Origin of the sequence: Endozoicomonas atrinae (genome assembly GCF_001647025.1) — a bacterium.
GTDB lineage: Bacteria > Pseudomonadota > Gammaproteobacteria > Pseudomonadales > Endozoicomonadaceae > Endozoicomonas > Endozoicomonas atrinae.
On record NZ_LUKQ02000032.1, the window covers coordinates 1 to 12,766 of the forward strand.

13 protein-coding genes are annotated in these 12,766 nt (G+C 49.4%); 6 read left to right on the forward strand and 7 right to left on the reverse strand.

The features are described 5' to 3' along the window. Positions 1-110: 110 nt before the first annotated feature. The 6 genes from AK963_RS06610 to purM all read right to left on the reverse strand — a co-directional run bounded on the left by AK963_RS06610 (position 111) and on the right by purM (position 5,943). Positions 111-428, reverse strand: coding sequence for a 5'-nucleotidase (locus AK963_RS06610; RefSeq protein ID WP_066014676.1), 318 nt, complete (start codon positions 426-428; stop codon positions 111-113). 712 nt (positions 429-1,140) lie between these two features. Further along, positions 1,141-2,283 (reverse strand): membrane-bound lytic murein transglycosylase MltC, encoded by a 1,143-nt coding sequence (gene mltC / locus AK963_RS06615; protein ID WP_238593657.1) that lies wholly within the window; start codon positions 2,281-2,283, stop codon positions 1,141-1,143. Positions 2,284-2,627: 344 nt separating this feature from the next. Next, a complete protein-coding gene (gene gloA / locus AK963_RS06620; protein ID WP_238593658.1) occupies positions 2,628-3,035 on the reverse strand; it encodes a lactoylglutathione lyase in 408 nt (135 codons plus the stop codon). A gap of 40 nt (positions 3,036-3,075) precedes the next feature. Beyond that, positions 3,076-3,960, reverse strand: coding sequence for a DUF3108 domain-containing protein (locus AK963_RS06625; RefSeq protein WP_083232508.1), 885 nt, complete (start codon positions 3,958-3,960; stop codon positions 3,076-3,078). Continuing rightward, the gene (gene purN / locus AK963_RS06630) at positions 3,957-4,619 is read right to left on the reverse strand and encodes a phosphoribosylglycinamide formyltransferase (protein ID WP_066014679.1); all 663 of its coding nucleotides are present in this window, start codon (positions 4,617-4,619) and stop codon (positions 3,957-3,959) included. The genes AK963_RS06625 and purN overlap by 4 nt, the downstream gene beginning before the upstream one ends. Positions 4,620-4,896: 277 nt before the next feature. Continuing rightward, positions 4,897-5,943: a phosphoribosylformylglycinamidine cyclo-ligase gene (purM, locus tag AK963_RS06635; protein ID WP_066014680.1), complete on the reverse strand. Its 1,047-nt coding sequence runs from the start codon at positions 5,941-5,943 to the stop codon at positions 4,897-4,899. Between the two features lie 257 nt (positions 5,944-6,200). On the opposite strand from purM, the gene AK963_RS33145 reads away from it, so the two are divergent. The 6 genes from AK963_RS33145 (at position 6,201) to AK963_RS06660 (ending at position 12,397) form a co-directional block, all read left to right on the forward strand. Then, the gene (locus AK963_RS33145; protein ID WP_175404458.1) at positions 6,201-6,350 is read left to right on the forward strand and encodes a hypothetical protein; all 150 of its coding nucleotides are present in this window, start codon (positions 6,201-6,203) and stop codon (positions 6,348-6,350) included. After that, positions 6,337-7,428 carry a DUF2066 domain-containing protein gene (locus AK963_RS06640; RefSeq protein WP_066014681.1) on the forward strand — a complete coding sequence of 364 codons (1,092 nt, stop codon included), beginning with the start codon at positions 6,337-6,339 and terminating at the stop codon, positions 7,426-7,428. The genes AK963_RS33145 and AK963_RS06640 overlap by 14 nt, the downstream gene beginning before the upstream one ends. A gap of 207 nt (positions 7,429-7,635) precedes the next feature. Continuing rightward, a complete protein-coding gene (locus AK963_RS06645) occupies positions 7,636-8,193 on the forward strand; it encodes a CDP-alcohol phosphatidyltransferase family protein (RefSeq protein ID WP_066014682.1) in 558 nt (185 codons plus the stop codon). A 33-nt stretch (positions 8,194-8,226) separates the two neighbouring features. Next, positions 8,227-9,306: an AI-2E family transporter gene (locus tag AK963_RS06650; protein ID WP_066014683.1), complete on the forward strand. Its 1,080-nt coding sequence runs from the start codon at positions 8,227-8,229 to the stop codon at positions 9,304-9,306. 253 nt (positions 9,307-9,559) lie between these two features. Further along, the gene (hda, locus tag AK963_RS06655; RefSeq protein ID WP_083232510.1) at positions 9,560-10,276 is read left to right on the forward strand and encodes a DnaA regulatory inactivator Hda; all 717 of its coding nucleotides are present in this window, start codon (positions 9,560-9,562) and stop codon (positions 10,274-10,276) included. Positions 10,277-10,327: 51 nt separating this feature from the next. Beyond that, a complete protein-coding gene (locus tag AK963_RS06660; protein ID WP_066014684.1) occupies positions 10,328-12,397 on the forward strand; it encodes a DUF748 domain-containing protein in 2,070 nt (689 codons plus the stop codon). Here the strand turns inward: AK963_RS06660 and AK963_RS06665 are convergent. After that, positions 12,383-12,751, reverse strand: coding sequence for a DUF2069 domain-containing protein (locus tag AK963_RS06665; protein WP_020584808.1), 369 nt, complete (start codon positions 12,749-12,751; stop codon positions 12,383-12,385). The two genes, AK963_RS06660 and AK963_RS06665, sit on opposite strands and share 15 nt — an antisense overlap. Positions 12,752-12,766 lie beyond the last annotated feature (15 nt).

Genomic DNA, 12,766 nt, shown 5'->3' on the forward strand with positions numbered 1-12,766 from the left:
GTCCTCTCGATTGGTCATGGCGCTGCTCCCTGCTTGATACCAACAGGAAAACAATCGGCCAGAAAAGGGTTAATCGGGAGGTCAAATTAAACTGGTGTTTTGAAGACTTATTACATCGGTGATGACATCATGCCTAGCTCATAATGCTCAATTGAGTTCATTACCCTCATTCCCGTATCAGGGTCATTCCTTGAAAGAAGGATGACTTCTACCGGAGGATCTTTCGGGTTCAATTTATTGAGACTCAATAGCCGACGTATAAGAGGAAATGCAACTCCTTTATCAAGAGGTTTATCCTGGTTTTTCCTTTGATATTTTCTATATTCTTGCTCACCATTTGATCTAAAAACTTCATCAGATTCGGTGAGATCAAATAATGCACTTGATGCTAAACCAACAACAAGTCTTTTTTTTAGATCATATGGCATAAATTCTCCTTAGCTAGCTAACGCTTATTAGTGCGAATTCCGCTTTTCACTTTGAACGTCCACACGAATGAGTTCATTTTATAACTCTTACTTGATTGAAAATTATCCATTTTTAATACGATACTTAATTGAGCCGTACTAGCCATGTTCTGATAAAGCGAGAACTGGTATTAATCGAGAATCAAGATTCGCGATAAAGATCCAGAGGCTAAAATTATTTCTTTAAAAACATATAGGTAAATTATTTACCACTATTTATCGAGAATTGTGGGTGCGCTACATACTCTGGAAATTCAGCAAAATCACCGATTTATTATTATAACTGTATGCTCATACAGCCTATTGAGAGTAACCATCAGGCACGCTACCGCCCGTCAATTGTGCTTCTGCCTTTTACTGACATCAGGGAGCAGGGTATGAAATAGCTCAACAACAACTTTTGTGATGAAAAAGTAAGCGATGTGGGCACCGTTGAGATAAAAACTGAACCAAAGTATCAAATAAGAGGTTTGGATAAAAGAAAACTCTTTATTATTAATCCATCGTCTTGTATTTGTTGAGCGTCGCCAGACGATGCTCCTTGGGAAATGTACTGTAAGAGCCCCTATAAAGAAAAAACAGACCACAAAGGCTCGAAGACACAGAGTAAATAAAAAGTCTTTTCCTGTGTGTCTTCGTGCCTTTGTGGTGAAAAAGGAAGTCACTCAGGGAGTTATATATTCCCTTTATAAAAATCCTTCTGAGCCGTAGAGACTTTTTTCAGGTAACGTCTGCTTTCCCCGCGAGGGTGTCGCTGTGTCAGCGCCCAATACACCTGGCTGGGTTTCAGGCCATTGATTTTCTGCACGGCGCGGTCCCGGTTGCGGTCAAAGGTGGCAAACACATTACCGGCACCGCCATTGTAGGCGGAGATGATCGTGTATTTGCGTGACAGCGGGTCTCGGATGTTTTTCAGGTAGTGATTTTCCAGCAGGGACAGGTACGCCGTGCCGGTATCGATATTGTTATGGGGTTGGAACAGCCAGTTTTTGCTGGGCTGCCCGGGAATGTTCTTCACTTTATCAAACACATCCCGCCCCGCGGTTTTCGGGATAATCTGCATCAGGCCATAGGCATTGGATGAGCTGACGGCGTAAGGGTTAAAGCTGCTTTCCGTGCGAATCACCGCGTAGATCAGGCTCTCTTCAATATCGTAAATGCGCGAGTATTTTCGAACCAGGCTGGCGTATTGGTATTGCCGTTTGGACAGATGGTCTTCCACCAGGTCAAAGTCAACGGCATAGACACGGCCTTTTGACGATTGCCGGGTGATCAGATCGTTTTGAATCAGGTGGTCAGCGAATCGTAATGCACGCCACTCCCAGCGAATGGGCTGGTTTTCATGATCCAGTACCTGCCCATAGAGCATGGGTTCTTCACCCACCGGTACGTCTTTATCACTGAACAGGTCCACCTGTTCAGGCGCATAGGGCGTCAACAGAATCGCGGCGATTGCTTTTCGCAAGTCGTTGCGGTCCAGGGTTTCCACATGCACCTTACCGGTTTCAAAATCAACAAATACCCGGGTTCGGTAGTGGTTGGTGTATTTCACATATTCTTTGCTGCTGGCCTTCTTTTCATCCCCCCAGGTTACCCGGGCTTCCTTGATTAAGATACGCACAAGCGCCTCAAAACCAATCACGTCCTTTTCCAGGCTCATACCCATAGAGATCGCATCACCGGCAGGGCCAAGCTCTTTCAGTGCCGCTTTGGTTACATAATTGGCGGCGTAGCTGCTTGCCTGCTCCGTCGAGCAGCTGGTGATCAGCGGTGATGATAACGCAGTCAGTATGATGAGGTTGCGAAGACGTGGCATCGTGGCATCCATGTCGTTTATTAGTTCTGCGGCTCTGCCTGGAGTATTACAGGCTCTGATACCACGGAACTAATTTACCACTCACTTCAACAATAAAGGAAGTAGGGCTAATTACCCATTAATACGTTCAGTAGTGATTTGTTAGAACATGGGTGTCTTAAAAAGACTTTAAAAGCAGGGAACCACAAAGACACGAAGGTTTTCCTGCGTTTACCTTAGCCACGCTCAGTCAATAAAAGAGCTTCCTTTGTGTCTTAGTGTCTTTGTGGTTCAAGGCTTAATGCCTTTGAAACACCCTCAGGGTGAGGGTGTGTACGCTGTACGATGATTAGCGCTTTTCTGGACTAGCCGTTAAGACCTTCAGAAGCGGCTTTGGATTGGATCAGCTCGATTTTGTAGCCGTCCGGATCTTCGACAAACGCGATCTCGGTCGTACCACCCAGCACCGGGCCTGGCTCACGGGTGATCTTGCCACCGGCCTTACGGATAGCATCACAGGTGGCATAAATATCATCCGCACCCAGGGCAACATGGCCAAAGGCATTACCCATATCGTACTGTTCAGTGCCCCAGTTGTAGGTCAGTTCAATCACGGCCTGCTCGGACTCATCGGCATAGCCAACAAAGGCGAGGGTGTATTTGTATTCTTCGTTATCGTGTTTTCTCAGCAGCTTCATACCGAGAATTTCAGTGTAAAACTGGATAGATCGATCAAGGTTACCAACACGCAGCATGGTGTGAAGAAATCGCACTTCAGGCTCCTTCAGGTTTTTTAAACTGGATTGATGTTGTTTAGGGATGTTTGGGGCGTTCGGACAATTTTGTCGTCTGCTTCTTCTTCAGTGGCTTGCCGTCAATGGAAGCCTCTTTGATCTCAATGGTGTAGGCCGTGCCCTTTTCTTCCTGCAGTAGCTTTACCAGAAAGTAATCATGGTTTTTGGCAAACCAGATCCAGGTGGCGCGATTGTCGCTTTTACGCTGAATTTTCACCCGGACGGTTTTCAGATTGCCCAGGTCGGTTTTTAAGGTCTCTTCGCCTTCAATAATGAATTTGCGCTGGTAGACTTCATCATCATCGGCAACGTCATAGCTGAGCTGCTTGCCATGGGCAGCAGCCAGGTCCATACGCAGTTTCAGCTGATAGCTCAGGTTGTCCAGTGTTTCCGGTTTCAGGTCCATCGACCACTGCCTGTCACCCTGCTGCCAGTTAACCTTGTTGCTGGCCCAGTCAAAGGTGGCGTATTCCGTTGGTTTTTTGCCAAGCCCTGTTCGTTGCTGGACGTACTGGTTGGAGACCAGCTGTGCTCCTTCACTGGCAAAATGGCTGGTCTCTTTCATACCAAAGAACGTCGCATCGGCACTGAACTCCAGCGTCCAGGTGCCGTCGGCATTTCTGGTCAGGGATCGTTCGCCGGAACCACCAAAGGGTACGCCTTTGATGGATGCCTTGTAGCTTGCGGAATAGGGCTTGAGCGTGAAAGCGGGGGCTTTCACGCTGGCAGGCTTTTGCACCGGGCTTGTGCTGGTGGCGGCAAAACCCGTATCCCCTGCGGCCAGCAGGGACAGGGCAAGTGCTGCTGTCAGAGTGCGCACCCGGTATTGGTCGAGGTGAGTGGTCATCGTGCTTTTCATGCTCGTTTTGTGGAGATGAAAAAATGGTTGAACCTGATTAATCATGCCAGTTCCAGGGCGTTTTCCTGCAGTTGGTAGCCCAGCGGGTCAATGGGGTGATCATCCAGTACCGCCTTATCACCTTTTAGCTGAAGCCTGCCGGACGTGATCAGGTGTGCAGCGAGGGGATAAATCTGGTGCTCCATGGCCTGAACACGCTGTTTCAGACTATCTTCATTATCGGTGGGCTCGACATTAAGTGAAGCCTGAATGATATGGGCACCACTGTCCAGCTCTGGTGTGACAAAGTGAACGGTGCAGCCATGTTTTGGCTTTTTATCAGCAAGCACCCGGCGGTAGGTACCGAGGCCTTTGTAATCAGGTAACAGGGATGGGTGAACATTGATCAGTCGACCGGCGAATTTTTCCACAAACTCGGGGCTGAGAATTTTCATATAACCGGCCAGTACCACCAGGTCCGGGTCAAAGCGGTTAACTTCTTCCACCAGCCGCTGGTCAAAAGCGCCCCGGGACGAAAAGACCTTGTAGTCCAGGCCAAGGGCTGCCACTTTGTGCTGTCTGGCCCTTTCCAGCCCATAAGCCTCTGGTACGTTGCTGATGACCCCGACAACTTGATAACTGTAGTTGTGTTCTTGATCCAGAAGTGCCTGAAGGTTACTGCCGTTTCCTGATAGCAGAACGACAACTCGCTTTTTCTCGCTCACTGCTGTTTCCTGAATGCTTTCGATGGTTTTATGATTGGAGTCCGCTAGGAGCCTGTCGGATTTAACACTGACCTACTGCGAATAAGCCGGATTTGGTTATTTTTTATGCTACTCTTCGTTGAATAGAACCACTATTCGCCTCAAATCAGCATAACAACTGGCTCAAACCGGACTTTTTCTCGCTACGGCCGGTTAAGTCCGACAGCCTCCTAGGCCTGAGCGATATTACTATTGCACAGGCCAGATATTGGTCAGGTAGGAATCTTAAAAGTTCCGGTTATTGAAAAACGACAGAATCGCTATCGCTGTCTGCAGTTTCAATATGGCCAATAATGACACTTTCTTCGCCCAGTTCTGACAGGCGCTGCATTGCCTGCTCCTGATGGTTTGCAGGAATGCAAAGTACCATGCCAATGCCGCAGTTAAAGGTGCGGTACAGTTCAAAGGCCTCAATATTGCCCTTTTCCTGCAGGAAACGGAAGATCGCCGGGATTTCCCAGCTCTGTGTGTCGATAACCGCACGACAACCCTTTGGGATTACCCGTGGCAGGTTCTCTGGCAGGCCGCCCCCGGTAATGTGGGCCATGGCATGAACAGGCAACTCTTTCTGCAGCTGCAGCAGTGATTTGACGTAAATGCGGGTTGGCGCCATCAGGTGCTCAGCCAGGGGTTTGCCTTCCAGTGTGGCATTGAGGTCGGAACCGGCCACTTCGAGAACCTTGCGGATCAGTGAGTAACCATTGGAGTGTGGTCCGCTGGATTTCAAACCGATCAACACATCGCCAGCGGAAACGTTGCTGCCGTCAATGATTTCCGACTTTTCCACCACGCCGACACAGAAACCAGCCAGGTCGTAATCATCCCCCTGGTACATGCCAGGCATTTCGGCCGTTTCTCCACCAATAAGGGCGCAGCCAGACTGTTCACAGCCTTTGCCAATACCGGTAACCACTCGTTCTGCCACATCCACATTCAATTTGCCGGTGGCGTAATAGTCCAGAAAGAACAGGGGCTCAGCACCGCAGACCAGCAGGTCGTTGACGCACATGGCCACCAGATCGATACCGATATCGTCATGCATGCCCAGGTCCATGGCCAGCTTCAGTTTGGTGCCCACGCCGTCGGTACCGGAAACCAGAACCGGTTCTTTATACCCGGCTGGCAGCTGGCAAAGCGCTCCAAAACCTCCCAGGCCACCCATCACCTCAGGGCGGGCAGTGGCCTTTGCAACCTGTTTAATTCGCTCAACCAGAGCGTTTCCAGCGTCGATATCGACACCTGCATCCTTGTAACTCAGGGAGGTTGTGGAATCCGATTTGTTCATAGATATGAATCCGCTTGTTGCCAGAGCTTTCTACTACCGACAGTGCCGGCAGTATTCTAATCTGGACTGTACACTGGCCTGGGGCTGTGTTCAGTCCAAAACGGTTTGGGTGGATGAAGGTGGCTATTCTAGGAGGGTGTGGTATTTATCGCAATGCTGTTGCCGAATTGTCGCTTATGTCTGATAGTATTTTTGGTAATTAAGTGCCAATAGAAACGCGTGCAACTGCTGTCAGAGTGTTGTCAGGCTCCCAGTGGGTGGCAAAAGCAGTATTTTTTGCGCGATTTATGGCAGAATGGCATTCATTTGATTTTTACATACAGGATTTTATTGATGCCTGTGGCTATGCGATGCAAAGCTTTCTTTCAAAACGTGATAAGCCAATTGAGCTTCATGTCCGCTCTTAACGTTCGTTCAACAGGTAAAGCGGCCTGTCTGATACTTGGTCTTCTTGTTCTGTCCACACTGCCTGAAAACGCCAGTGCAGCCACGGTCAAGGGGTTATACAGTCAGAAAGTGCCTGTGTCCGGACAAGGTTACCAGGAGAGGGCTGATGCCATGAATCAGGCGCTGGCCAGTGTGCTGGTGAAAGTGGCCGGACAGCGTGAGGTGCTTTCCAACAGCGTGGTAAGAAGTGCACTGGCTAAGCCGGAAGCCTACATCCGTAAGTTTGGTTTTCGTACCGATGAGTCATCCGGTAACCGTCAACAGTACTTTCAGGCTGCTTTTGATGAGCAGGCGATCAACCGCCTGCTGCGAAGTGCCGGTGTGGCCATCTGGGGACAGAGCAGACCGTCGACACTGATATGGCTGGCGGTGGAGAATGGCGGGCAGCGTTCCATTGTCAATGCTTCAGGATTCTTTCCGGGGGTGTTTGCTGAGAGCTTTCAGGCGCGGGGCTTACCTTTGCTTTTTCCATTAATGGACTTTGAAGATGCTGCGGCAATTTCAACCGTCGATGTATGGGGTGGCTTTACCCGCAAATTGCAGGATGCTTCCCGGCGCTATGGTTCTGAATCGATTCTGACTGGTCGCTTATCGCAAAATAATGAACTCTTTTATGGTCGGTTGAGTCTGATATTCCGAGGGATGAATCAGTCGGTGGCGGTTGATGGCCTTGATGCTGTTGCCGTTACACAACTGGCGGCTGATCTGGTGGGGACCAACCTGTCCCGGCATTATGCCATTGATGCCTCGGATGCCAGTGGTAACACGTTGCTGGTGGTAGAGAATATCTCCAGCCTGGAAGATTATGCCGCCCTGAGTAAATACCTTGAGCGGATAACGGCTGTTCGTGATGTATCGGTTCATCGGGTAGCAGGTTCTACAGTTGAACTGGAACTGGTTATTGATGGTTCTGAGAGTCAGCTGGCTGATGCCCTGGCGCTGGGAAGAAACCTTCGTGTTGTATCTCAGGGTATGCAGGGTATCAATGGTTCTCTGACAGCATCTTCCGCGACACTGGTGTATCGCTGGACTCGATGAGTCAGATCAGGCCTTTGATTAATACCTGACCAGGATTTCCGGTTAGCATTCTGGTTTTTATGGATTCCGATGAGCGCCTCTTTTGGTAATGGCGCTTTCTCCGCAGGGCATGCGGTCATTATAAATACAATGAAAATGCACATTCATTATATGGTGCTTCCCGGGTGAGAGGGGCGTTTTCCCTGGAGGCTGAAGTCGGGTATTGCGGTGAAGTTTCAATATTTACCTAATATATTGACCATTATTCGCCTGCTGTTGGCTGGCCCTATTACTCTGGCTATTCTGTCGGGGAGGCCAGTGTGGACAATCTCCCTTTTTGGCATTGCTGCTTTATCGGATGCCCTGGATGGATTCCTGGCCAGACGTTATGGCTGGCAAAGTCGGCTGGGGGCCATGCTGGACCCTCTGGCCGATAAGGTTCTGCTGGTTTCCGCATTTCTATCACTGACGTTTATTAAAGCCTTGCCTCTCTGGCTGACTCTGCTGGTGGTGGGGCGTGATATTCTGATTGTTGCAGGAACGTTTGTTTATCACTGGGTAGCCGGATCGATTCAGTTTAAACCCAGTCGTCTGGGGAAATTGTGTACTTTGCTCCAGCTCAGTCTGATAATGACCGCCCTGGTTTCAGCAGCATTAAACTATTCAAAGCCGGTTTTGATACTTCAGCCGCTGGTTGCCCTGTTTACCATTGGCAGTGGTTTACAGTATGTTGTTGAGTGGGGCAAAAAAGGGGTACGCCGGATTCGCAGACATCATCGTGGATAAGCTGCAGGGCGCTCCTGTTCAAGGACTTTTACGATGAATCTTACTCTTCATCAGCGCTATATGGTTGCCGCTGTTGCGCTGGCACTTTTCCTGGTTGTTCATTTTCTGGGGCCGGTATTGACGCCTTTTGTCGTCAGTATGGTACTGGCTTATCTTGGTGACCCCCTGGCTGACTGGCTTGAGTCCAAAGGGCTGTCTAGAACCATGTCGGTGGTCTGCGTTTTTTTGCTGATCTTCGGGGTGCTGATTACGGCGCTGCTGGTGGTGATTCCGACACTGGCCCATCAGATTAAGACGGTCATCCATCTGTTGCCGGTGTGGGAAGCCTGGATTGAGAAAAATGCGCTTCCGTACATTCAGAAATACATTGAGATTGATCCCTCTCTCTTTGATTTTGGTGAACTCTCCAAAAGACTGGCTGGGCAATGGCAGAAAGCCGGTGGACTGCTGGCTAGTCTGGGTATTTCCGTTTCCAGGTCCTCCATTGCGCTGATTGGGTTTGTGGCCAATCTGTTTCTTATTCCCGTAGTGACCTTTTACCTGCTGCGGGACTGGGACAAGATGATGGACAACCTGAAAATGATGCTGCCCCGGAATGTCGAGCCAGTGGCTGTGACCCTGGTGAATGAGTGCGATGAAGTACTGGGTGCCTTTCTCAAGGGACAGCTGATGGTCATGCTGGCACTGGGTATCATTTACAGCCTGGGACTGACCATGATCGGCCTGCAGTTCGCTATCCTGATTGGCATGCTTGCCGGACTGGCGAGCATTATCCCTTATATGGGATTTGTCCTGGGGTTTGCTGCAGCGATGGTTGTTGCACTGTTTCAGTTTGATGGCTATATGGGGGCAGGGCTGGTTGTTGTTGTATTCATGGTGGGGCAGGCATTAGAGGGCTGGGTTCTGACGCCCTTGCTTGTGGGTGATAAAATTGGTCTGCACCCGGTAGCGGTTATTTTTGCCTTGATGGCGGGTGGACAACTGTTTGGCTTTGTCGGAATGCTCATCGCACTGCCCATGGCCGCAATAATTATGGTACTCTTGCGCCACCTGCATAGAAACTATAAGGCCAGTGACCTTTATCATGCCGGGGCAGTCGAAGAGGAAGACTGATACACTTTTGTTGTCATGATCTTTTTCTTTTAATAAACAGTCCATATATGGTAAAAGCGGTTGCTAAATAGGGCTGAAGTCGATTTATTGACCGGTCTATTGATATCCGTCAATACCGGTTGATAATTGAACGGTTTTATTGTGTTCCTGTCTTTTGTAACGTTACAGTTTCTGTTGTCAGCATTTGGAACTGTTCGATTGACAGTAACGAAGTGATCAGAAAAAGAGAACTCACACTACCTTTACGGATTTGATGTCCATTATGAGTTTGCCTGTGCAGCTACCGCTCAGTGTCCAGTTAAGAGACGATGCCACGTTTGCCAACTTCTACAGTGGGCGAAATGAGACGTTGGTCAATCTGCTTGATATGGACAGATCGGTTCCCGGCATCGAATCCGAACAGTTTATTTTCCTCTATGGCCCCAAAGGCGTCGGTTGCAGTCACCTGCTTCAGGCAGCCTGCCATCAGGTGGACCGTCGCAGCGGCAGAAGCATTTATCTGCCGATGAAAGAGCTGGTTCACTACTCCCCGAAGCTTCTGGAAGGTATTGAGCGGCTGCAGCTGGTTTGCCTGGATGATATTGGCGAAGTGGCCGGTATCGATGAGTGGGAAGAGGCGCTGTTTGATCTGTTTAACCGTCTCCGGGACTCAAGGACCCGTTTTCTGGTGGCGGCTGACAATCCTCCCAAGGCCCTGGGTATTCAACTTCAGGACCTGGTTTCCCGTCTGGGCTGGGGCATGGTCTTTCAGGTTCATCCTCTGGATGACCAGGACAAAGTCTCAGCACTGAAACTCCGGGCTCATTACCGTGGCTTTGACCTGAGTGATGAGGTTGCCCGTTTTATTATTCATCGCGGCTCCCGGGATATGGGCAATCTGTTTACCCTGTTGCAGAAACTGGACAGTGCTTCTCTGCGTGCCAAGCGCAAGCTCACCATTCCCTTTGTTAAGGAAGTCATGAGATGGTGAATACAGACCCATCTTTGCTGACCGTACTTCTCCATTCTTGAAGAGTTGACCATGCCGACCAAAAGGAGACTGCTGCTTAACCCTGTCGCTTTGGTGTCGTACCTGCTGATTGGGGGACTCTTTCTGGTCGGGTGGCTCTGGTTTTCCCAGGTTTCTGATCGGGTACTGACCCGCTTGAACCAGCAGACCGGGCAACTCTTTATCGATAAAGAAATCGCTTTTGATCCATGGCAGCGAACACTTTCGGTTAATGAGGTTGAGTTCCAGGTACAGGGCATTCAACTCAGTGCAGAGCGATTGAGCTTTGTTTTGAACTATCGTCACTGGTGGGGTCCCTGGTTGGGTGAAAACATCGAATCACTCAGTGCAATCGAACTTGACAGTGCCAATATCGCCATTGATCCGGACCTTACCGTGTTTGCCCTGCCAAACTGGTTCCAGATGTTGTCCGTTAACAGCGGCAGCCTTTCACTCACTGGAATAGCTCAGCCCCTTGGCTTTGATCAACTGACTCTCACAAAAGAAGATGGCAACAGACTCAAGATTCAGCTGGATAACCGTGATGCAGAACACTGGCGTTTCTCCGGTTCTTACCAGGTGAGTGAGGGATTACTGAGTGGTGGGCTGCAGCTGGTCGATCTGTCGTTGTCGACGCTGGTGAAGTCAGTTCCCCTTAACGCATGGTCAGGGCTTGATAATGAACATCTCTCCAATGATCGCCTTTCAGGGACAATGAGTGCTGCATTATCACTGTCTTGGGGTAAGCAAAACGGCTTGATCTTGAAGGGCAATGCAGAAGGGCAAAGTGGGCAGCTACTCTTGTCTGGAAAGTTGTCGGGAATGTCTGCCGAGTGGCAGCAGTGGCAACTGAACAATGCTCTGTTTGTTGGCAATGATCCTGAGCAGTCTACCGCTGAGCTGTCTGTTTCAGGCCTTGACCTTAGGGTGCCTGAAGCACTGGCAGCAGAGGTGCTTCGCTTCCCGGTTCAGTTACAGCAAATCTTACCTGCTTTCATTACTTCGCTTTCGATTAACGACAGTCGACTGGAACTTGAAAGCGGTCCTTCTCCCTGGGTATTTGAAAAATTGAATGGGAGCTTGGTTGCAAAGGCGCTTTCGAAGAAAGGTAGGGAAAAAGATGCCTGGAAGTATCAGGCTAATGCAGCACTGGCCAATGTCGGGAATGTTCAGTTGAGCGGGCAATTATCCGGTTCTGATAATGATTTTACCTTTCAGCTTAACAATGCCCGTCTGGCAGGGCCTTTAAAAAAATACTCGGTCTTTGCCGGTTATACTATGCAGGGCACCCGGTTTGACTTGAGCTATAACAGCCTGAAACATGGGGGGCAGGTTGATATTTCGGACTGGAAGACAAAGAAGATCTCAAATGACCCGCCGCTTTCATCCATCCAATTATTAAAAGCCCTGATAACGGATAAATCGGGTAAAGCCGTTATCCCTTTTTCCATTAAACCCGGTAAATCGGATACGCCATTACCTAAGCGTATCTATCTGGTGATTGGGCAGCGTTTTATGACAATTGCCAGTGAACCCTTCGACTACCTTTCCCAGTCGACAGGTCATGAACTTAAACCTGAACTTCATCATGAAGCCGGAAAAGCGACATTGACGGAGTTGTCTCTCACAAATCTGGAACACCTGAAGAAGGTTCTGGCTCAACGGCCCGAATTAAACCTATCGGTTGATGTGAATGTCTCTGAATCTCAGGACGGACCAGAACTTTCTCGTCATGAGCTGGAAGAGGCGTTGCAGGAGTTATACTCCGCGACGAGTTCAGCGGAGCCTTCTGACGCATCTCCCATTCCGCCCAAAGTACGGGCAACGCTGATGGAGCAGATGTATCTGGCGACACGGCAGCACCAGAAGATTCCTGAAGTGGGTGAACAGTCACCAGAACAACGTGTTCAGAAGGCTGAAAAGTGGTTGCTTAAAAATTGGCCAAAGGCACCTGATCAAATAGAGAAATTACAAAAGGCCAGGTTTGACTATCTGAAAAAAGAGATGAACAGGGTGGGCATCGATTCCGGGCGTGTGGAGTTGAGGATATCAGGCCCAGACCAAAAAGGGGGTGAGCCTGATTCTGTATTAACTCTCCGCTAAACGGGCTCTGTTCGCTTGAGCCTGCCAGCGGATAAACACCATAGAACCGATAAATAACAGGACGCTGAATCCGGTGATCAACCAGCCCTGTGGCTGTTCCGGACGGAACCAGGCATCAAGAACGCCACTGATGAAATAAAAGCAGAGGATAAAGCAGAGCCAGGATGCTGCTTTCAAACCTCGTTTCAAAAGGCCGGGAAGAGGCAGCAGTAAGGGCAGTAACTGCAGGGCGGATATACCCAGGATGGAGCCCTGTGGAGGGTTCAACCACCAGGTCTCTGCCAGCAGAGAGAGAATCAGACCTGCATAGAGTGCAAGGCAGACTTGATAGATCCGGTTAGCTTTTTGCTGCATTGTTATTTATGTTCA

Excerpts from the sequence above, each read along its gene's own strand:
- AK963_RS06660 (WP_066014684.1), top strand. The coding sequence starts at position 10,328 with ATGCCGACCAAAAGGAGACTGCTGCTTAACCCTGTCGCTTTGGTGTCG.
- AK963_RS06625 (WP_083232508.1), bottom strand. The coding sequence starts at position 3,960 with ATGATTAATCAGGTTCAACCATTTTTTCATCTCCACAAAACGAGCATG.
- AK963_RS06610 (WP_066014676.1), bottom strand. The coding sequence starts at position 428 with ATGCCATATGATCTAAAAAAAAGACTTGTTGTTGGTTTAGCATCAAGT.
- AK963_RS06665 (WP_020584808.1), bottom strand. The coding sequence starts at position 12,751 with ATGCAGCAAAAAGCTAACCGGATCTATCAAGTCTGCCTTGCACTCTAT.
- AK963_RS06640 (WP_066014681.1), top strand. The coding sequence starts at position 6,337 with ATGTCCGCTCTTAACGTTCGTTCAACAGGTAAAGCGGCCTGTCTGATA.
- mltC (WP_238593657.1), bottom strand. The coding sequence starts at position 2,283 with ATGCCACGTCTTCGCAACCTCATCATACTGACTGCGTTATCATCACCG.
- purM (WP_066014680.1), bottom strand. The coding sequence starts at position 5,943 with ATGAACAAATCGGATTCCACAACCTCCCTGAGTTACAAGGATGCAGGT.
- hda (WP_083232510.1), top strand. The coding sequence starts at position 9,560 with ATGTCCATTATGAGTTTGCCTGTGCAGCTACCGCTCAGTGTCCAGTTA.
- AK963_RS06650 (WP_066014683.1), top strand. The coding sequence starts at position 8,227 with ATGAATCTTACTCTTCATCAGCGCTATATGGTTGCCGCTGTTGCGCTG.